This window comes from Prevotella sp. oral taxon 475, assembly GCF_018127805.1.
Classification (GTDB): Bacteria; Bacteroidota; Bacteroidia; order Bacteroidales; family Bacteroidaceae; genus Prevotella.
The window spans coordinates 323,932-342,743 of the sequence record NZ_CP072334.1; the positions used below are offsets into that span (position 1 = coordinate 323,932).

Below are 18,812 nucleotides of genomic sequence, written 5' to 3' on the forward strand. Positions count from 1 at the left end.
CGAAAGCTAAGAAAATGGAGTGCAAAAGCTAAGAGATGGAGTTGTCAAGAGGACAGTAGGAAGGAGTAAAGAGGAAAAGAGAAGGCAGAAAACACGAACAGCCAAAACGTCCGAAACGTTTTGGCTGTTCGTGTTGAGTGTGAGAATCGTTTTCGAATCAGTTGTGCACCAATGTTCCGATGTCTTCTCCGTCGATCACGCGCTTCAGGTTTCCCACGATGTCCATATTGAAAACATAGATGGGAAGATGGTTTTCTTTGCACATAGTGGTAGCGGTGAGGTCCATCACTTTGAGTCCTCGCGTGTAGATTTCGTCGTAAGTGATTTCGGAAAACTTTGTAGCAGTGGGGTCTTTCTCAGGGTCGGCAGTGTAGATTCCGTCCACCCGTGTGCCTTTGAGCATCACGTCGGCCTCTATTTCGATGCCGCGCAGAGAGCTTCCCGTGTCGGTTGTGAAGTAGGGCGAACCTGTTCCGGCAGAGAAAATGCAGACATAACCGGCCTCAAGACTTTCGATGGCTTTCCATTTGCTGTAAAATTCGCCGATGGGCTCCATGCGAATGGCGGTGAGTACCTTTGTTCTCACGCCCAATGCGCCCAGTGCCGAACTCAGGGCCAACGAGTTGATCACGGTGGCACACATGCCCATCTGATCGCCTTTCACGCGGTCGAATCCTTTCTGCGACCCACTCAGACCGCGAAAAATGTTGCCTCCGCCAATCACAATGCCGATCTGTACGCCCATGCGATGAACGGTTTTGATTTGCTCGGCATAGTCTTGCAGCCGCTGTGGGTCGATTCCGAAGTTCTGTTCTCCCATCAAGCTCTCGCCGCTTAGTTTGAGAAGAATTCTTTTATACATATCATTTGAGTTTATAAAATGGATTTAATGGAGTGAAATCAGGGAGTGGGGCGTAGAGGTTGACAAAGGCCAACACGGCTTAGAGGAGCATTCTCACCTCCTTGATGTCGTAAATTCGTTCTCGCTGTTGTCGGTCTTTCAACACCAGTCGACCGTCTTCCCGCACCCGAACGATCTCTGCTTCAAACCTCCCGGCTGCGTCTTCGTAAGGAAAAAAACCGGGATGGCGGTAGAGAGAAGCATGATAACGCTCCGAGATGGCATGAAAATCGCCGCCTTTCAGCACCGAATAATGATGCTGAAAGGCGGCGATGATTTGGTCGAGGACCTCTTCTGGGGAGACGTCGTGCCCGAGAATCTGACACAAAGACACGGGATTGGGGGCATCGCTACAAAACAAACGCTGGTTGAGATTGAGCCCTGTGCCGAAGATCAGCTCTTTGATTCGTCCTCCAGACAGGCTGGTTTCGATGAGCGTACCGCTGATTTTCCGGTCGAACCAATAGAGGTCGTTCGGCCATTTGATGCGAATGCCGTCCGTATAGCTATCCAACACCTCTTTTAAAGACAACGCACCCATCATCGAAAGCAGAAACCTCTGCTGCACCGTGATAAACGTTGGGCGCACCAATAGGCTGAAAAGCAAATTCTTTCCCTCCTCGCTCTCCCAACGATTGCTACCCTGTCCGCGCCCGGCAGTCTGCCAACGGGTGGAGACAACCAACAGTTCGTCGTCCGGTTGGGCCACAGTTTTGATATAAGAGTTGGTAGAATCGGTGGCATTCAGCCTGATGAGTCTTGTCTTCATGCCTTATGCGAGCAACGGGTTAAAGGCATCTTCGATGTGTTCCAGCCTGGCATTCTGCTTGTTTGTGCCCACAATCGTAATCACATCGAACCGCACTTGCTCCACCACCTCGAATTGTTTGATGTAGTTATTGGCAGCAATCCCCAGGTGTCGCACCTTTTGTCGGTTTACAGCATCTATGGGATCGGAGAGCTCATCGCCTGTTCGGGTTTTCACTTCGACAAAAACCACCGTTGCAGCGTCGTCCGTTAGAGCCACGATATCGATGTCTCGCTTGCCGAAATGCCAGTCTCGGTCGCGTATGATGTAGCCTTTGTCCTGCAAATAGTCGGCGGCGAAGTCTTCGCCCCACCGTCCTAAGTCGTTGTGTCTTGCCATGTTGCTTGCTGTTTCACAGCCACAAAAATACCCTTTTTATCCCACACATCAAAAAGAAATGCGTAAATTTGCCGTCGACAGGCCTCTGGAGCCTTGCCGGGAACGGCTCTTCGGTATGCCGTCTGTCCTGTTATTTTCATCGAATATGTCCATCAACGAAGACTCTAAAACACAAGACGAGCAACTGATGCACAAGGCTTTGGCCGAGGCTCGTTTAGCTTTGGCCGCCGGCGAGGTGCCTATCGGAGCCGTGATTGCCTGCAACGGGCGGGTGATAGCTCGTGCACACAATCTCACCGAGCAGCTTTGCGACGTCACCGCTCATGCAGAGATGCAGGCTATCACAGCTGCGGCGAATCAGCTTGGCGGGAAATATCTCACCCATTGTACGCTTTACGTCACCGTAGAACCCTGTTCGATGTGTGCCGGAGCCTGCGGTTGGGCTCAGATTAAGCGTATTGTCTATGGCGCACCCGATGAGAAACGCGGCTATAACCGCTATGCACCGCATGCATTACACCCGAAAGCAACCGTCACCGCCGGTGTTTTGGAAGACGAATGCAAGGCCTTGATGCAAACATTTTTCAAGGAAAAGAGAAAATAAAAGTCCCTGATAGCACATGACTACCAGGGACTTACCAAATGATCAAATTTGTGATAGTGATCCGTTTGGGGCTCGAACCCAAGACCCCAACATTAAAAGTGTTGTGCTCTACCAGCTGAGCTAACGGATCTCTCCAACAAAACCTTTCGATTTTGCGTGTGCAAAGGTAGCGCATTTTTGCGAGACGTGCAAATTATTCGTCTCTTTTTTGTTTCTCAAAAGCTTTTTTCTGTTGTTGCGTAGCTTCGTCGTTCGTCATTTCCTTAGTGGTGGATGGAGTGGAGACGACCTTCTCTTTGGTGACATATCGCTGCCAATAAGCCATGATAAGGGTGGTGAGCGGGAGGGCGATAATGACGCCGATAAATCCGAGAAGAGAACCCCACACCGAGAGAGAAAGCAGAATAATGGCGGGATTCAGCCCCATTGCTTTCCCCATGATGCGAGGCGTCACCACCATGTCGCATATCACCTGCACGACGATAAAGACGAGAACAGCTGTGCCGAAGATGATCCAGAAGTTTTGTCCCGTGTCGGCGGCTTTGAGTAAGGCCAGGAAAGCGGTCGGAATCAACGCAAATGTATGAAGATAAGGCACCAGATTCATCACGCCGATGAGGATGCCTAAGCCGATGGCCATAGGGAAATCGATGATGGTAAAGCCCACGCAGAACATCACGCCCATGATGAGCGACACCATGCTTTGTCCGCGAATATAGTTGTTCAGCTCGCGCGAGGCGTCTTGAGAGAGCTCCATCCAGAAGGGGCGATACTTGCGTGGAAAGATGCGCACCCAGTTTTCGGTGAGATATTCGTAGTCCAGCAGGATGAAGAACATATATAGTAAGGTGATGCACGAGGCGATGATGCTGATGACAACGCTGGCCGTCTGCCCTACAAAGCTGAACAGCTTGGGCATAACCGTTCTCACGGTGTCGCTGAAATCCTTGCTTCTCAGAAAATGTTCGATATTTCTCTGGTTCTGTTGCAACCACTGTTGAACATACGAGGTGATGCTATTGGCATGCGTCGTCTGGCCGATATACTTCCCGGCCACGTCCGAAAACTTATCGAACTGCTCTGCCATTTGTGGGATAATGAGCCATGCCACGCCCGTAAAGAGGCCTGCCAGGAGGATGAGAACGAAGAGGATGGAGAGGGCCCGGATGCGAATGTGGAGGTATTTCTCGACCATTCGAACGAGCGGATAGAGCAAATAAGCCAGCAGACAGGCGATGAAGAAGGGCAAAAGCACCTCGCTCATACTGTTGGTGATGTAGAACACGGCCAAGACGAGCAATGCGCAGAAAGTCCATCTCGCCACTTTGTCGAATGTTATTTTGGGTTCTGTCATAGGTTCTTCCTTTTTTCTTCGTTGTTCAATCTCTTTCTGAAGGGTAGGTGGCAAGGCTTTTGCGTGCGCCACGCGGCTCTTTTCTTTCGTCTTTCTTATCTGTTGATAGTCAGCGGCTTACAAAACTCTTTGCAAAAGCTTAGCTTTTGGCTTCCATTTTCTTAGCTTTTGAACCTCGAAAGCTAAGCTTTCGCATCGCAAAAGCTAAGAGATGGGAAACGATGTGCTCTGCGAGCCATTTCTGAAGAGATGCTTGCCACCCGTCGACCGCTCCTACAATAAGGCGACATCTCACAGCCCCTTGAGTGCCTTTTGGTAGCATCGGCGGCACAGCGGCTCGTATTCCTGCATCTCGCCGAGCAGCACCCGCCGTTCCTCTTCCACCGTTCGGTGGCTCACATAGGCCAATGCGCCGCAGCGAACACAGATGGCATGCACCTTGGTTACATCGTCTGCGATGGCGCAAAGGGCCGGCATCGGACCGAAAGGAACGCCTCGAAAATCCATATCAAGCCCTGCAACGATCACGCGAGTGCCCCTTTCGGCCAGCGTGTTGCACACTTCCGGCAGTCGGTCGTCCATAAATTGCGCCTCGTCGATGCCCACTACGTCGATGTTCGACGAGAGTAGGAGGATGGACGACGACGAATCTACCGGCGTACAAGGGATGGCATTGCGGTCATGGCTCACCACATCCTCCTCGGAAAAGCGCGTATCGATGGCGGGTTTGAAGATTTCTACCTTTTGTTTGGCAAAAACGGCGCGTTTCATTCGCCGAATCAGCTCTTCGGTCTTGCCCGAAAACATCGAGCCGCAAACCACCTCTATCCTGCCCTGACGGCCGGTTTCTTCTGTAAAATTGTCTGTCATATTGATGCAAAAGTACAAAAAGACGTTTTAAAAATTGCAAAGAAACGCGCGCTTTTTTTGCGGGAAGTGGCTTTATTGGCTATATTTGCGAACACTATGGGCATCTTGTATATCGTCCCCACACCGGTGGGAAACATGGAGGACATGACCTTTCGCGCCATCAGAATATTGAAAGAGGCCGACGTGGTCTTGGCAGAAGATACCCGAACCTCGGGAATGCTCCTCAAACACTTCGATATCGAGAATCGACTGCTCTCCCATCACAAGTTCAACGAGCACGGAACAACCGCCCATCTTGTGGAACGGCTGAAGGCAGGACAGACTTTGGCCCTGATAAGCGATGCCGGCACGCCCGGAATCAGCGATCCTGGCTTCTATTTGGCTCGCGAAGCCATTGCTGCCGGCATTGAAGTGCAATGCCTACCCGGTGCAACGGCATGCATTCCGGCAGTGGTGGCCTCGGGAATGCCCTGCGACAGGTTCTGTTTCGAAGGCTTTCTGCCACAGAAAAAAGGGCGAAAGACACATCTCGAATCCCTTTGCAACGAGAGCCGGACGATGATTTTCTACGAGTCGCCCTACCGATTGGTCAAGACACTACGGCAATTGGCCGAGGTGTTGGGGGAAGACCGACAAGCATGCGTCTGCCGGGAGATTTCGAAAATGCACGAGCAATGCGTGCGAGGAAGCCTTGCCGAGGTGGCGGAACACTTCACCCAGACGGAGCCGCGAGGGGAAATCGTTATCGTTGTGGCAGGACATTCTCATAAAAAAGAAAAACGAACGAAAGGAGAACAATAATGAAAAAACTTTTTGTAGCTTGTCTGGCAGCGTTGGTTTTGGCCGGATGTAAACAGGGAAAAACCTCGAACGAGACGCCCGTGAGCGACTCGCTGCAACAGATTATCCAACAGCGAGACGACCAACTCAACGACATGATGGCCACCATGAACGAAATTCAAGAGGGATTCCGCCAAATCACCGAGGCCGAAAACCATGTCAACATCGCCAAAGAGGGCGAGGGTGCCAACAAGTCGGAACAGATAAAAGAGAACATTAAGTTTATTGCGCAACGCATGGAGGAGAACCGCGCGTTGCTCAGAAAGTTGCGTGTGCAACTGGAAAAGAGTACCTTCAAGGGCGATCAACTCAGGAAAACGGTGGATAGACTGATGAAACAGTTGGACGAAAAAGACCAACAACTGCAACAACTGAGGGAAGAACTGGATGCCAAAGATATTCATATCTCTGAGCTCGACGAAACCATCAACCACCTCAACACCCGCGTTACCCGCCTGAAGACGGACAACTCGCAGAAGGAACAAACTATTAGCAACCAGGATAAACAGCTCAACACGGCGTGGTTTGTCTTCGGCACGAAGAGCGAACTCAAAGAACAACATATCCTTGAGAGCGGAAAAGTGTTGCAATCCAACTTCAATAAGAGCTATTTCACCAAAATCGACATCCGTGTGGATAAAGAAATTAAGCTCTACTCTAAGTCGGCAAAACTCCTGACGACGCATCCCGCAGGCAGTTATACCCTCACACAGGACGCTAACAAGCAGTATGTGTTGCAGATTACCAACCCGGAGATCTTTTGGAGCACCAGCAAGTACCTTGTTATCTTGGTGAAATAAACTGCCTGGTGGTTTTTCTTCATCTTGCCGAATGAGGCGGAGGAAGTAGAAAAAGAGTCTCTTTGTCGGACTGCCATCTTGGAGAAAAGAAAAGCTCCCGAAAGTGTTTCAGCGCTTTCGGGAGCTTTTCTAATGGTCGTCGAGCTCTAATTTGCGCACTTCGGCGTTGCCCATCTTCGGCACTTCGCTCATCGGAATGCCATAGAACACACTCTGAATGGCTTTGTTAATGATGCCATGCCCAACGGCAAGTACGGTCTTTTCGGGATATTGCGCTTGGAGAAAATGGAGAAAATGGCGGGCGCGAGCCATGAGTTCGTCGATCGTTTCAACGTTGGCGGGAAAGGGTTTGCCTTTCAGGTCGGGGATAAAGGCACCGGTAAAGTCGCCCCAGTCGCGCTCGCGCAGTAAGGGGGTGGTGCGCACTTCTCGGCCGTGCCCGCGGGCAATGATGAGACAGGTGTCGCTGGCTCGCCGCAAATCGCTGGCCACAAAAGCGTCGATGGGCTCGTTCCTCATCCTCTCGTGCAAGGCTTCGGCCTGCTGTATGCCCGTCTTATTCAAGGCTCCGGGCGTCTGTCCTTGCAGTATCTGGCTGGCATTGGCTACGGTTTCGCCGTGGCGAACTAAGTATAATGTCGTCATATCATATATAATAAGGTGAACCGACAGGTGGAAATCGCCAACCGAGAATGCAGACTCCGCACCCGGAAATGGAAGTTCGTAGGGGCTTGAGTCTTGGCGGATTGGCTTTGTTGAGTCCGACAAAAGTAGCCAAATTTATTGCAGCAACAAAAGATAGTTTGTATTTTTGTACCCCTATAGGCTGCTCGTTCGTCAGCAGAAATACGCTCGTTGTCTGCCGGGAAAGCCGTCTCTCTTATCCGAATAAATGATATGAAACAGATTCAAACCTCGTTCTTGCGTGCCCTTATCGCTGTGGTGGTGGGCGCACTCCTTATTAAATATCGCCAGGAAATGGTGACCTGGCTCACCGTCTGCATCGGTGTGCTGTTCTTTCTCTCGGGGCTCATCTCGTGCATCGTCTACTTTGTGGGTCGAAAAGCCCCCGAGACGAGTGCGATAGACGAAGAGGGTCGCCCGCTTTCTTCCGCTCCTTCCATGTTTCCTATTGTGGGAATGGGTAGCTTGGTATTAGGTGCGGCATTGGCATTGTTCCCCGGTATGATTGAGAAATGGACGGTTTACATCTTCGGTGCTTTGCTTCTGCTCGGCGCAGTAGGCCAATATGTGTCGCTGGCCACTATCGTTAAGTTGGGTCGTTTGCATCCTATCTATTGGCTGATGCCCTCGGTTGTGTTTATTATCGGGCTCATCTCGATCTTCAAACCCGAGTGGATGGCTACGTCTCCGCTGTTCTTCATCGGGTGGACGATGATACTTTACGGTATCATCGAGTGCATTGATGCCTTTAAAATCATGAACCTCCGTCGTCGCATAGAAAAACTTTCGACCGAGAAACAGGCAGAAGAGACTGCAAAAGAAAGCGAGACAGACGGAGAATAAACGGTCTTCCTGACGGCGAAGAGAGATCGTGCAAACAGGAAAAGAATCTGGAACGGAGGTGTGTTCCGGGTATCTTGAAGACTGTTTGGATGACCAACGAGGAGGAAAGAACGAAGAAATAGAATGAAGAAAGAAATAAAATACATCCTGTGTCTGCTGTTTGTGTGGTTCGCAATAGCACCCATGGTCGCGCAGATAGAGGAGGAAAAAACTGACGACGACGAAGAAACGCAGAACACAGACTCACTGTCGGTCGACACTTTGACGACAAACAGTGTGCTGCCTTGGCCTCAATCAGTGACGGTGGGGCTGCAACGGCTGCTCGAGAACGATATGTTCAAAACCTCACAGGTAGCTTTGATGGTGTATGATCTTGATGCCGACTCGGCCATCTTCCGCCTAAACGAACGCCAACTCATGCGTCCTGCCTCCACAATGAAGATTCTCACCGCTATAACAGCCATCGATCGGCTCGGCGGCTCTCATCAATTCAAAACCGAACTCTGCTATACGGGTAGCATAGAGAACCATACGCTCACCGGAAATGTCTACTGTGTGGGTGGATTCGACCCGAGATTCAATACCGATGATATGAATGCGTTTGTCGAAAGCTTGCAAAAGATGGGGGTAGATACCCTCCGCGGCACTCTCTATGCAGACAAATCGATGAAAAACGCCGACCTCTTGGGTCGCGGTTGGTGCTGGGACGACGACAATCCGGTACTTTCTGCCTTGGTGTATGGTAGGAAAGATGTCTTTATGGACAGGCTGATCGCTTTGCTGCGTGGTGCTGGAATCGTGGTGGAAGCCGCCGTTTCTACGGGTCAACGCCCGCAAGATGCGATGTGTATCTGTACGCGTTTCCACACGATGGACCAGATTCTGATGCGAATGATGAAAGAAAGCGACAACCTTTATGCTGAAGCCATGTTCTATCAAATTGCCGCTTCAACGGGCAATCAGCCTGCAACGGCCGGTCATGCAGCCGCCGTTGTGAAGAAGTTGATTGGGAAAATAGGACTCAATCCTGCGGGTTATCGCATCGCAGACGGCTCCGGTTTGTCGCTCTACAATTATCTTTCGGCCGAGCTCGAAGTGCTCATGCTGCGTTATGCTTTCCGTAATGCCAATGTGTTTCTTCATTTACAGCCTTCTCTTCCCATCGCGGGTGAAGACGGAACGCTTAGGAATCGTATGCACGGAGCTTTCACTCGAGGAAACGTTCGGGCCAAAACGGGAACGCTCACCGGTGTCTATAGCTTGGCGGGTTATTGTCAAGCGGCTAACGGACATCGTCTTTGCTTTGCCATTCTCAATCAAGGCGTGATGCATGGGAAGAATGCCCGCCGTTTTCAAGATCAGGTATGCAGAGTGTTAACAGGGCCTTGAAGCATCCATTCTGCACCTGAACGTCTTGCATCAAGTCCCATTCTACTCACCAAACATCCATCATCCATCACCGATTCCTAAATATTCAGAGAACAGTTGTCTATGAATTCAATCAAAAACTATGTTGAAGAGTTGATTCAACTCTGTGGAATCACCGGTCATTCGGTGCCCGTTGTTCGGCATCTTCTGCTTGTTCTGATTGCCATCTTTCTGGCTTGGGCGGCAGGAGTTTTGTGTAGACGCATCCTATTGCCGCTGATTCACAAACTCACCAGTACCACTCGCAACTCCTGGGACGAGGCGTTGCTCAGCGATAACGTATTGCAGACAGCCTGTAGAATCGTTCCTGCCATTGTCATTGCCCAACTGCTGCCGATGGTTTTCTATCAGCACCCCGTTGCTCGCAAAGTTCTCGAACGATTGACAGACATCTATATCGTCATCATGTCGGTGAGACTCTTCATCGCATTGCTCAATTCGCTCACCCAATTAGAGCTTTCCCACAGTGCGTCTGTTCGTCAATACATCAAGACTTTCTGCGGAGTGGTGAAGATTATCGCCATCTTTGTGGCTGTGATCATTGTCACTTCGATTCTCTTTGGCAAAAATCCCATGTCGCTGATTGCCGGACTTGGGGCTACGTCGGCCATTCTGATGTTGGTCTTTAAAGACACGATCGAAGGATTGGTGGCCGGCATTCGGCTCACCAGCAACGACATGGTGAAGAAAGGAGACTGGATTACCGTACCCTCGACCACCGCCGATGGCATTGTGGAAGAAATCACTTTGACCACCGTAAAGGTGCGAAACTTCGACAATACCACCGTTACTGTGCCACCGCTTACCCTGGTAAACGGTTCTTTTCAGAACTGGAAAAGCATGCAACGAGGGGCTGGTCGACGAGTGAAACGATTGATATACATTGACTTTAGAAGTGTTAAAGTGGCCGACGAGGCCTTGAAAGCATCGCTCATCGCCGGGCATTTCTTCACCCCAGAAGAGCTGAAGGGCGAACAGATCAACACTGCTCTCTTCCGGATTTTCATTGAAAAATGGCTCATCAGTCGGCCTGATGTGAATGAAAAGATGACGATTTTGGTGCGCCAAGTCGAGGCCACGCAATGCGGATTACCGTTAGAGGTGCAGTTTTTCGTCCGTAACGACAAGAACATTCACTACGAACACACCCTGGCCGACATCATCGAGCACATCTATGCCTACACTTCCGCCTTTGGATTGACCCTCTATCAGCAATATCCCGAACAATAAACATACTCAAGAAATGAAGACCATCCTCACCCTTATTCTCCTTTTTGCGGGTCTTTTGCCCATCAAAGCGCAGACTTCACCCGCCGAACTGCATCGGCAAGACAGTGTAGCCAAAGCCCTGTTTGTGGCCGATCGGTTCGACGATGCTGCCGAAGCGTATCAGAAATATGCAGCCTTACTTCAGAAAGAGAAAGGAGAGAGCGACTCGACCCACCTCAACAGTCTTGTGATGTTGGGCAAATGCTATTTCAGAAGCAAGCGATTCAGCAAGGCCATAGAGACTGCGCAGCGCGTTGCAGACATCTATGGCAAGCAAGTGAGCAACAAAGACAAGCGCTATGCCTGGTATATCGACAACCTGGCCTTGTATCAAGCCTCCGCAGGAAAGGCCGAAGAGGCTTTGAAAAACAGCCAAACGGCTCTGCAAATATACGAACCGCTCTACGTTCACGACCGAGACATGGCTACGATTCTGCTTCATGTAGCTGAAAACTCGCATGTTCTGGGCGACCATGCTGCGGCTGTGAAACACGAATTGCGAGCACTCGCCATCTTCAAAGAGCTGTATGGCGAGCATTCCGACGAATATATCGATGAGGCTCCCTACCTGAAAAAATACTACGAGGCCAACAACGAGCAACAGAAGGCCGACAAATGGGGCGAACGGATAGAAGAATTGAAAAAGGAAAAGGATGAAGGCGTGGGCGACTTACCCGAACCTATGGAGTTCAAAACCGTAGAAGAATGCCGTCAACATGCCCAAGATGCCCTCAGATGTTGTGAGTTTTACCTGAATCATCGCTTCACGGCCAAAGACATCGAAGCCGCCGCACGTTACATCGACTCTTGGTCTCGGGTCACGGATATGGTACACATTGTCTTCAGTAAAAACGAAATCAAGCTATGCAACGACGACAAATCCTTCCCCTATTGCATTAGTTTCCGGGCGGGATGTTCGCAATATGCCATCGAGAACGGTCAAGCCGACTTCACGCTCGACATGTTTATCCATGCCATGGTGGCCGTTTTAAATCACTATCTCAACAACAAAGACCTTACCGGAGAGGTTTCTTACCTCGAGAAATACGTCAAACTCTACAAGAAAGATGAGGAGAAGATGTACGACTTGTTGAAGAAAAATTTCCTGGGAACGCTGACCACCGAGATGACAGAACGCATCAAAGCCGGCGAAACGGTGAAAGTGAAGAAGTAGAACTTGCCGATTTGGAAACAGCTCATCCCTCTTTTTCTGCAACCCTTCTTCGTTGGTTCGACCTCAACGGGCGCGATTTGCCTTGGCGGAACACCAAAGACCCGTATGCCATTTGGCTCAGTGAGGTGATCTTACAACAGACTCGCATCAACCAAGGCATGGATTACTGGTTGCGATTCATGCAACGCTATCCGCGTGTCGACGATTTAGCCGCAGCCACCGAAGACGAAGTGTTGCGCCTTTGGCAAGGATTGGGCTACTACAGCAGGGCTCGAAACCTGCACGCCGCTGCTCGACAGATTGCCCATCGAGGTTCTTTTCCCGACACTTTTCAGGAAATCAGACAGCTCAAAGGGGTGGGCGACTACACCGCCGCTGCCGTTGCCTCCATTGCTTTCCATCGTCCCGTGGCCGTAGTCGATGGCAATGTCTATCGCGTTCTTTCCCGTTACTTCGGCATTTTCACACCCATCAATTCCACCGAAGGCAAGAAAGAGTTTGCCGCCTTGGCCCAATCGCTGCTCCCTCCTCAAACTCCGGACCGCTACAACGAGGCTTTGATGGACTTCGGAGCCCTGCAATGCAAACCTGTTACAGCTGCTAAGGCTTCCTCCCAAACACGCTCTAACATAGGGGAAACCCTCCAACCCGATTTATTTTCTCCCTCTCCAGCAGCCGACCATTCTGTCTCTGCAGCCCGCCTACTGTCGTCGGCGGCCCCATCGTTCTGTGCCCAATGTCCGCTTGGCGAGGGGTGTGTGGCCTATCGCGAAGGATGGGTGGCGCAGTTGCCCGTCAAACTGAAGAAGACGAAGGTGAAGACGCGCCGCATGACCTATCTCTACATCCGATGTAAGGGCCATATCGCCCTGCGCCGACGTGGCTCCGGCGACATTTGGCAAGGCCTTTGGGAACCTGTTCTCTACAAAGATGTGGAGGACAAATCTACTCCCGCGCATGCCGCGCAGAGAAAAGAGACGCCGCTCGAGATGGAAACGAGCATCGCTCCCTCTCTTGCCGCTCTTCCTTTTCAAACCATCGAGGCGACTTCTCGTTGCGTGTCGCTCCGACATGTTCTCACCCACCGCATCCTTCTGGCCGACTTCTATACTTGGGACACCGACGTTCGTCCTGCGCTTCCTCCCGAATATATTTGGATTCGGGAAGAAGACATCGACCAATATGCCATCCCCCGCCTCGTAGAGTTATTTTTAGAAGCGGTGTCTCAATAGCGTTTCTCCATTCCTCTTCCCTTTTTTTGCTTCCGTATCCTAAGCCTTGCAATCCAAGGCTTTACATCTCGTTTTGCAAAAGCTAAGCTTTTGCATGCCATTTTCTTAGCTTTCGCACGCCCATCTCTTAGCTTTCGTCGTGCGTTTTCTTAGCTTTTGCAAAATGAGGAAGGAGAGATGGCCGGTAGGCCAGGGATGGAACGAGAGACAAAGGGGGAGAAAAGCTGAGAGGGATGCTTCATCACGAAGCATCCCTCTCGGTGTTATCCTAACACTCTTTTTCTCGTTGTTACCTGAATCATCTTTGTGTCATCTTTTTATTATTCATTTATACATACTACAATACCTAAAACAATTGATCGGTTATTGATATTTTTCTTTTTCTGTCTGTCCTTTTATCTGCGACCGCCAAAGCGGAACGAACCGCCGCTGCCTTGGCTTCCGCCGAACGAACGGCCCGAGGTGGAGGGCTGCGTACCGACGGAGCGGTTGGGACTGAAGGTGTTGTTGGGAAGCTCTACCTTGCTCTCGGCCGACGAACTGCCAGACGAACGTGCCCCGCCAAAGCGATTGGTGCCGCCGTTGTTATAAGGTTCGATATAGTTGCGGGCCGTGCTTCGGGTGCTGCTCTGTCGTTCGTAGTCGCCGTTCCAACCCTCGCCTCCAGAGGAAGACGCCCCGAAACGCCGACCGCCGAAGCGTGAGTCGTCTGTTCGATAGGGCGTGTTGGGAGCCGAATAGGCCCGCGAATCGGAACCGAAATGCGAACCCGAGCGTTGCGACGACCGATAGTCTGTGTCGCGATAGTCGGTTCGCGCGCCGCCAAAGCGCACGCCTCGTCCGTAGTCGCCTCGCTGAAAACCATCGCGCATGCCAAAGCTGCGCCCGCCGCCAAACTGTCTTCCGCTGTACCAACTGCGGTTGTCGTTCATGTTCCAACTGTGTGCGCCGCTGTAGGTGTCGTAAAACACGGGGCGTCCGAAGTAGAAATAGTCGCGGTAAGGGTAGCGGGCGTAGATTCTGAACCGCCAATAGCCCGTTTCATAATAGAGCGGACGGTAGAAATAATTGGCTGCACAGTAGGCACGATATTGCCAATCGTAGAGGATATAGCTCAAGTCGGCGTTCCGTCTGCGCCAATATACGCCGTAAAGGTCGTCGTATCGGTCGATGCTCATGAGGTAGTCGAGATTGATTTCGTAAGCAGCCTCATACTGATCGTCGGTCAAATTGAGTTCGTAAGCCATCTTGTCGGTAAGGAAAAGGGCTTGTTGGCGTGCTTGTTCGTAGCTCATCGCACTGACAGTAAGTGTGAAAGCGAAGAACGCCACTAAGGTCATCATCAACTTTTTCATCATCGTGCTGTTTTAATTTAAGTATAACTCTTCTTCTATTTTTTTGGAGACCGGCTGTCTTTTCTTTCATCTATCGAGTCTCATTCTGAGGGTTACCGGACCTCGACACGGGGCCAACTGCAGAGCGGCTGGAGGCTTTGCGGATGCCTTTTGTAGTGATGGCAAAGTTAGACGAAAGTACCAACGGAGAGAAAGGTTTTTCCCTAAACCGACAAGGAAAACCCCTATCATGCAGCGACGAGGGCGAGGCGGAGGCGCGGAGAAAGGAAGAAAATGTGGAGATAAATAAAATAATATGCAAAAAAAAACGTTGTTAGGTCATGAAACAAGTGATACTTCTTATCGCTCTTGGTCTGCTCCTGCCATCGGTGTCGGCACAGGCGCAAGCATGGCGGGAGACCGACGGCAAGAGCAAACTTCAACCAGGAAAAGACTTGAACTATCGCCTCGAGTTGCAGGCTACGGCCTCTAACCGGCAAACGCCGCTGTGGCTCAACGCCAATCGCTATGGATTGAGCTCGCTCGACAAGGGCAATGGATATCTGCGGGCTTCTCTCATCCGACCTCTTACGACTGATTCGGCTCGCAGATGGGGCTTGGGATATGGCGTAGATGTGGCCGTGGCGCAGGGGTTCAGCAGCAGAATGGTGGTTCAGCAGGCCTTTGCCGAGGTGCGCTGGCTGCATGGTGTGCTGACCGTTGGTAGCAAACAACAACCCATGGAACTGAAAAATCAGGCGTTGAGCAGCGGTTCTCAGTTGTTGGGCATCAATGCCAGGCCCATTCCACAGATGCGTTTGGCTCTGCCCGACTATTGGGTTCTGCCTTTCGGTGGGGGATGGTTGCAGCTGAAAGGGCACATTGCCTATGGACGAATGACGGACGACGACTTTCAGATGCGGTTCACCGGAAGGAAGAGTCGCTATACCGACGATGTGCTTTTTCACAGCAAGGCCGGATATTTGAAGATCGGAAACGAAGAGCGTTTCGCACCGCTTTCGCTGGAATTGGGCTTGGAGATGGCGGCCACTTTCGGCGGGCGCTCTTATCAGCCGCAAAGCGACGGCACGACGAAGGTGATTCATGGGCGCACGGGATGGAAGTCTTACCTGAAGGCTTTGATTCCCGGCGGTGCCGATATTGGAGAGACGACCTATCAAAACGCCGAAGGCAACCAGTTGGGCTCTTGGCTGGCACGGGCCAACTACGATGCCGACAGATGGCGGTTCTCGATCTATGCCGACAAATTTTTTGAAGACCATTCGGCGATGTTTCAACTCGACTACGACGGATACGGAACGGGAGGCGAGTGGATGACCAAGAAGAAACGCCGATACCTGCTCTACGACTTCAAAGACTGGATGCTCGGAGCCGAACTGAACTTGAAATACGGACGCTACTTGACGGCCATCGTCCTGGAATATCTGTATACCAAATATCAAAGCGGCCCCATCTATCATGACCATACCCAAACCATTGGCGACCATATCGGCGGACTCGACAACTATTATAATCACTACATCTACTCGGGTTGGCAGCATTGGGGGCAGGTAATGGGCAATCCGCTCTACCGTTCGCCCATCTATAATGCCGACGGAGTGATGGAGGTGAAGAACAATCGTTTCGAGGCTTGGCATCTCGGCGTGAGCGGACAGCCTACAGAGGCTTTGAAATACCGTTTGTTGGCGACTTATCAAACGGGCTGGGGCTCCTATTCCGATCCTTATGACAAGAAGCATCACAACGTGAGTTTGCTGCTTGAGGCCGACTATGGCTTCAAACACGGATGGGGCCTGCGGGGCGGATGCGGCATGGACTTTGGAGCGATTCTGGGTCGTTCGTATGGCTTTCAGCTGACGATTAGTAAAAAAGGTGTGTTGAAGATTTGAAGACAATGAAGAAAAGATATTTTTTCCTGTGTTTGTTGGCGGCCGTTTTGATGTTGGGAGCTTGCCAACTGGAGACCTCGGGCAATGGAAAGCTCGACGGCTATTGGCGTTTGGAACGCATCGATACCCTTGGGGGCGGCGTGAACCGGATGGAGGGGCAGCGCATGTTCTGGGCTTTCCAAAGCCGACTGCTGCAAACCTCCGACCTGAACGGACGCGTGCAGGCCTGTCTGCTGCGATTCCGGAAGGAGAAAGACAGTCTGTTGCTCTCTGATCCTTATTTGTACAACCGCGAATCGGGCGACGAACCCATTACTCAGCTCGCTCGTTTGGCTCCGTTTGGCTTGAACAGTCTCGACGAACGCTTCAAAGTGGAACGACTGGGGGGCGAAAAAATGGTGCTGGCAAACAAGAAATACCGATTGTATTTCACGAGGTTTTAAGGAGAAACGCCCGGAGCGGCGGTCATCAAGATCCGACGGTTACCCATGTCGTTCACGAAGTTGGAAAACCGAAAATGAGGAAGTCTGCTCAAGACTTCCTCATTTTCTTTGCCCGATTCCGGTATCAGAATGCCGAATAGAACCGGAAACGGATGCGCGCTTAGAACTTCTTTCCGATGGCGATACGCAGAAAGGTGTTGAGCAGAATCTTCGCGTCGAGCCACCAAGAGCGGTGTTCCAGATAGTAAAGATCGAGCTCGAGTCGGCGCAACATCTTCTCCATCGTGTCGGTATAGCCGTTGTAGAGCGTGGCATAGGAGGTGACGCCCGGTCGAATGCGGTAGAGACGCACGTAGCGCGGGTCTCGTTGCATAATCTGCCGGATGTAGAACAGTCGCTCGGGTCGGGGACCGATGAACGCCATATCCCCCTTGAGAACGTTCCAAAGCTGAGGCAGTTCGTCGAGATGATGCTCTCTGAGGAAGCGTCCCACGCGTGTCAGGCGGCTATCTCCGTCTACTTCGAGCATCATCGGTCCGTTTTCTTCGGCGTCGATGCACATCGTTCGGAATTTATAAATGAAAAACGGCCGACCGTATCGCCCGATTCGTTCCTGGCGGAAAATCACCGGCAGACCGTCGTCCAGACGGATGGCGATGGCCACGAGCAGGATGAGCGGCGAGAAAACCACGAGGCAGAGGGCCGAAACGAGCAAGTCGGTGAGTCTTTTCATTCGGCTTCTGCGGTTTTTCGGTTGGTCAATCGGCGGGTGAGAGCCGTTTGCAAGGCCGTGAAGAGCACGACATCGATCAGCACCACCCACGTAATGTCGATGTGCGGGAAGAGCGAGAGATTGAGAAACACCACGCCCAGCTGAAGCCCTAAGATCACGATCAGAGCCTGATGCTGACTGCATCCCGCTCGCATCAGCTTGTGATGGATGTGGTTTTTGTCGGCCTGGAAGAGCGGTTGTCCGAATCGCAGGCGATGAAGAATGATTCGGGCCACGTCGAATACCGGAACCACCAACAAGCTATAGGCCAGCACCCATCTTGCGGCCGACCCCGTCATGAGCGGCCGATTATCCATCGTGGCCTTCACAAAGAGGAAACCCAGAATGAAACCCAGCGTCAGGCTGCCCGCGTCGCCCATGAAAATCTTTCGGTTTTTCTCGGCTTTGCCCCAAATATTGAAGTAGAGATAGGCGATGAGCACGCCCACGAGCGAAGCGATGAGGATGCCATACACCGTGAGTCCTTCGACCGTAAAGATGCAGAAAAAGCCGGCGAGGGCGATGATCGAGAGGCTGGCCGCCAGTCCGTCGATGCCATCGATGAGGTTGAGTGCATTGTCGATAAAAACGATGACAAACACCGTCAGCGGCATTCCCACCCAATAAGGCAGTTCATAGATGCCGAGAAAGCCATAGAGATGGTTGATATAGAGTCCGCACAGAGGCAGCGTACAGGCCGTGGCCGTTTGCACCAAGAATTTCACCGGAGCGTCGAGTCCGATAAAATCGTCCACCACACCCACGGCATACATCAGCAGCAGCGAGGCCAGAAAGGCCACGCTCCACAGGCTCATCTCCACTTTTCCCTCATGCAGACCGATGCTCATCACGGCCACGCTCACCACCATGGCCAGGGCCATGGCAGGCACAAAGGCAATGCCTCCGAGCCGAGGCACGAGCACACGGTGCACCTTTCGTTGATTGGGAATATCGTAGAGATGTCGCTCTTTGCAGAAGTTGAGGATGGCAGGGATGAATATCCATCCGAAGCCGAGGCTCACTCCGAAGGCAATGAGCGTGGGTAGTAGGTCATTCTTCATTTCGCGTTATCAGAATTGTTGTAGAAAATTCCTGTTATCCTCTAAACGCGGAATGGGAAAGAATATTGTATCTAAGGCCTTACGGAAGTTAACTTGTTCACTGAAAAAGCAAATCTACTTGTCAACTTGTTAACTCGTCAACTTGT

General features: G+C 51.4%; 19 protein-coding genes and 1 tRNA gene. 10 read left to right on the forward strand and 10 right to left on the reverse strand.

Features of this window, described 5'->3' with window-relative positions; all coding sequences use genetic code 11:
• Positions 1-157 precede the first annotated feature (157 nt).
• The 3 genes from pyrH to J5A66_RS01230 form a co-directional block, all read right to left on the reverse strand.
• A complete protein-coding gene (gene pyrH, locus J5A66_RS01220; protein ID WP_211790682.1) occupies positions 158-862 on the reverse strand; it encodes a UMP kinase in 705 nt (234 codons plus the stop codon).
• 79 nt (positions 863-941) lie between these two features.
• Entirely contained in the window at positions 942-1,670 is a 729-nt protein-coding gene (locus tag J5A66_RS01225; protein ID WP_211790683.1) for a biotin--[acetyl-CoA-carboxylase] ligase, read from the reverse strand.
• Positions 1,671-1,673: 3 nt separating this feature from the next.
• Entirely contained in the window at positions 1,674-2,048 is a 375-nt protein-coding gene (locus tag J5A66_RS01230) for a YraN family protein (RefSeq protein WP_211790684.1), read from the reverse strand.
• A gap of 145 nt (positions 2,049-2,193) precedes the next feature.
• Between J5A66_RS01230 and J5A66_RS01235 the strand changes: the two genes are divergently transcribed.
• The gene (locus tag J5A66_RS01235) at positions 2,194-2,652 is read left to right on the forward strand and encodes a nucleoside deaminase (RefSeq protein WP_211791384.1); all 459 of its coding nucleotides are present in this window, start codon (positions 2,194-2,196) and stop codon (positions 2,650-2,652) included.
• 57 nt (positions 2,653-2,709) lie between these two features.
• Here the strand turns inward: J5A66_RS01235 and J5A66_RS01240 are convergent.
• The 3 genes from J5A66_RS01240 to J5A66_RS01250 form a co-directional block, all read right to left on the reverse strand.
• A tRNA-Lys gene (locus J5A66_RS01240) sits at positions 2,710-2,782 on the reverse strand.
• Between the two features lie 63 nt (positions 2,783-2,845).
• Positions 2,846-4,006 carry an AI-2E family transporter gene (locus J5A66_RS01245; RefSeq protein WP_211790685.1) on the reverse strand — a complete coding sequence of 387 codons (1,161 nt, stop codon included), beginning with the start codon at positions 4,004-4,006 and terminating at the stop codon, positions 2,846-2,848.
• Positions 4,007-4,297: 291 nt separating this feature from the next.
• A complete protein-coding gene (locus J5A66_RS01250) occupies positions 4,298-4,876 on the reverse strand; it encodes a thymidine kinase (protein WP_211790686.1) in 579 nt (192 codons plus the stop codon).
• Between the two features lie 96 nt (positions 4,877-4,972).
• Here J5A66_RS01250 and rsmI point away from each other — a divergent pair, with 96 nt between their 5' ends.
• The gene (gene rsmI, locus J5A66_RS01255) at positions 4,973-5,677 is read left to right on the forward strand and encodes a 16S rRNA (cytidine(1402)-2'-O)-methyltransferase (RefSeq protein WP_211790687.1); all 705 of its coding nucleotides are present in this window, start codon (positions 4,973-4,975) and stop codon (positions 5,675-5,677) included.
• On the forward strand, positions 5,677-6,516 hold the full coding sequence (locus tag J5A66_RS01260; RefSeq protein WP_211790688.1) for a hypothetical protein: 840 nt from the start codon (positions 5,677-5,679) through the stop codon (positions 6,514-6,516). The genes rsmI and J5A66_RS01260 overlap by 1 nt, the downstream gene beginning before the upstream one ends.
• 129 nt (positions 6,517-6,645) lie before the next feature.
• Here J5A66_RS01260 and J5A66_RS01265 read toward each other — a convergent pair whose 3' ends face one another.
• The gene (locus J5A66_RS01265) at positions 6,646-7,161 is read right to left on the reverse strand and encodes a histidine phosphatase family protein (RefSeq protein ID WP_211790689.1); all 516 of its coding nucleotides are present in this window, start codon (positions 7,159-7,161) and stop codon (positions 6,646-6,648) included.
• 252 nt (positions 7,162-7,413) lie between these two features.
• On the opposite strand from J5A66_RS01265, the gene J5A66_RS01270 reads away from it, so the two are divergent.
• From J5A66_RS01270 to J5A66_RS01290, 5 genes are all read left to right on the forward strand, one after another.
• Complete coding sequence (locus J5A66_RS01270; protein ID WP_211790690.1) at positions 7,414-8,043, forward strand: DUF308 domain-containing protein; 630 nt, start codon at positions 7,414-7,416, stop codon at positions 8,041-8,043.
• Positions 8,044-8,166: 123 nt separating this feature from the next.
• Entirely contained in the window at positions 8,167-9,432 is a 1,266-nt protein-coding gene (gene dacB / locus J5A66_RS01275) for a D-alanyl-D-alanine carboxypeptidase/D-alanyl-D-alanine-endopeptidase (RefSeq protein WP_211790691.1), read from the forward strand.
• Between the two features lie 102 nt (positions 9,433-9,534).
• Positions 9,535-10,701: a mechanosensitive ion channel family protein gene (locus J5A66_RS01280; protein ID WP_211790692.1), complete on the forward strand. Its 1,167-nt coding sequence runs from the start codon at positions 9,535-9,537 to the stop codon at positions 10,699-10,701.
• Positions 10,702-10,714: 13 nt separating this feature from the next.
• On the forward strand, positions 10,715-11,914 hold the full coding sequence (locus J5A66_RS01285; RefSeq protein WP_211790693.1) for a lipopolysaccharide assembly protein LapB: 1,200 nt from the start codon (positions 10,715-10,717) through the stop codon (positions 11,912-11,914).
• Between the two features lie 11 nt (positions 11,915-11,925).
• Complete coding sequence (locus J5A66_RS01290; protein ID WP_249109994.1) at positions 11,926-13,146, forward strand: A/G-specific adenine glycosylase; 1,221 nt, start codon at positions 11,926-11,928, stop codon at positions 13,144-13,146.
• A gap of 395 nt (positions 13,147-13,541) precedes the next feature.
• Here the strand turns inward: J5A66_RS01290 and J5A66_RS01295 are convergent, their stop codons facing one another.
• Positions 13,542-14,501 carry a hypothetical protein gene (locus tag J5A66_RS01295; RefSeq protein WP_211791386.1) on the reverse strand — a complete coding sequence of 320 codons (960 nt, stop codon included), beginning with the start codon at positions 14,499-14,501 and terminating at the stop codon, positions 13,542-13,544.
• A gap of 320 nt (positions 14,502-14,821) precedes the next feature.
• Between J5A66_RS01295 and J5A66_RS01300 the strand changes: the two genes are divergently transcribed.
• Both J5A66_RS01300 and J5A66_RS01305 read left to right on the forward strand, forming a co-directional pair.
• Entirely contained in the window at positions 14,822-16,390 is a 1,569-nt protein-coding gene (locus tag J5A66_RS01300) for a capsule assembly Wzi family protein (protein WP_211790694.1), read from the forward strand.
• A 5-nt stretch (positions 16,391-16,395) separates the two neighbouring features.
• Entirely contained in the window at positions 16,396-16,833 is a 438-nt protein-coding gene (locus J5A66_RS01305) for a lipocalin-like domain-containing protein (protein ID WP_211790695.1), read from the forward strand.
• Positions 16,834-16,993: 160 nt separating this feature from the next.
• Here the strand turns inward: J5A66_RS01305 and J5A66_RS01310 are convergent, their stop codons facing one another.
• Entirely contained in the window at positions 16,994-17,566 is a 573-nt protein-coding gene (locus tag J5A66_RS01310; RefSeq protein ID WP_211790696.1) for a sugar transferase, read from the reverse strand.
• A complete protein-coding gene (locus tag J5A66_RS01315; RefSeq protein ID WP_211790697.1) occupies positions 17,563-18,666 on the reverse strand; it encodes an MraY family glycosyltransferase in 1,104 nt (367 codons plus the stop codon). Before J5A66_RS01315 ends, J5A66_RS01310 begins: the two co-directional genes overlap by 4 nt.
• Between the last annotated feature and the right edge of the window lie 146 nt (positions 18,667-18,812).

What these genes read in the sequence shown, in the direction of transcription:
- J5A66_RS01315 (WP_211790697.1), bottom strand. Translation starts at nt 18,666, where the DNA reads ATGAAGAATGACCTACTACCCACGCTCATTGCCTTCGGAGTGAGCCTC.
- J5A66_RS01310 (WP_211790696.1), bottom strand. Translation starts at nt 17,566, where the DNA reads ATGAAAAGACTCACCGACTTGCTCGTTTCGGCCCTCTGCCTCGTGGTT.
- pyrH (WP_211790682.1), bottom strand. Translation starts at nt 862, where the DNA reads ATGTATAAAAGAATTCTTCTCAAACTAAGCGGCGAGAGCTTGATGGGA.
- J5A66_RS01235 (WP_211791384.1), top strand. Translation starts at nt 2,194, where the DNA reads ATGTCCATCAACGAAGACTCTAAAACACAAGACGAGCAACTGATGCAC.
- rsmI (WP_211790687.1), top strand. Translation starts at nt 4,973, where the DNA reads ATGGGCATCTTGTATATCGTCCCCACACCGGTGGGAAACATGGAGGAC.
- J5A66_RS01305 (WP_211790695.1), top strand. Translation starts at nt 16,396, where the DNA reads ATGAAGAAAAGATATTTTTTCCTGTGTTTGTTGGCGGCCGTTTTGATG.
- J5A66_RS01295 (WP_211791386.1), bottom strand. Translation starts at nt 14,501, where the DNA reads ATGAAAAAGTTGATGATGACCTTAGTGGCGTTCTTCGCTTTCACACTT.
- J5A66_RS01265 (WP_211790689.1), bottom strand. Translation starts at nt 7,161, where the DNA reads ATGACGACATTATACTTAGTTCGCCACGGCGAAACCGTAGCCAATGCC.
- J5A66_RS01230 (WP_211790684.1), bottom strand. Translation starts at nt 2,048, where the DNA reads ATGGCAAGACACAACGACTTAGGACGGTGGGGCGAAGACTTCGCCGCC.
- J5A66_RS01225 (WP_211790683.1), bottom strand. Translation starts at nt 1,670, where the DNA reads ATGAAGACAAGACTCATCAGGCTGAATGCCACCGATTCTACCAACTCT.
- J5A66_RS01250 (WP_211790686.1), bottom strand. Translation starts at nt 4,876, where the DNA reads ATGACAGACAATTTTACAGAAGAAACCGGCCGTCAGGGCAGGATAGAG.
- J5A66_RS01270 (WP_211790690.1), top strand. Translation starts at nt 7,414, where the DNA reads ATGAAACAGATTCAAACCTCGTTCTTGCGTGCCCTTATCGCTGTGGTG.
- J5A66_RS01285 (WP_211790693.1), top strand. Translation starts at nt 10,715, where the DNA reads ATGAAGACCATCCTCACCCTTATTCTCCTTTTTGCGGGTCTTTTGCCC.
- J5A66_RS01300 (WP_211790694.1), top strand. Translation starts at nt 14,822, where the DNA reads ATGAAACAAGTGATACTTCTTATCGCTCTTGGTCTGCTCCTGCCATCG.
- J5A66_RS01260 (WP_211790688.1), top strand. Translation starts at nt 5,677, where the DNA reads ATGAAAAAACTTTTTGTAGCTTGTCTGGCAGCGTTGGTTTTGGCCGGA.
- J5A66_RS01245 (WP_211790685.1), bottom strand. Translation starts at nt 4,006, where the DNA reads ATGACAGAACCCAAAATAACATTCGACAAAGTGGCGAGATGGACTTTC.
- dacB (WP_211790691.1), top strand. Translation starts at nt 8,167, where the DNA reads ATGAAGAAAGAAATAAAATACATCCTGTGTCTGCTGTTTGTGTGGTTC.
- J5A66_RS01280 (WP_211790692.1), top strand. Translation starts at nt 9,535, where the DNA reads ATGAATTCAATCAAAAACTATGTTGAAGAGTTGATTCAACTCTGTGGA.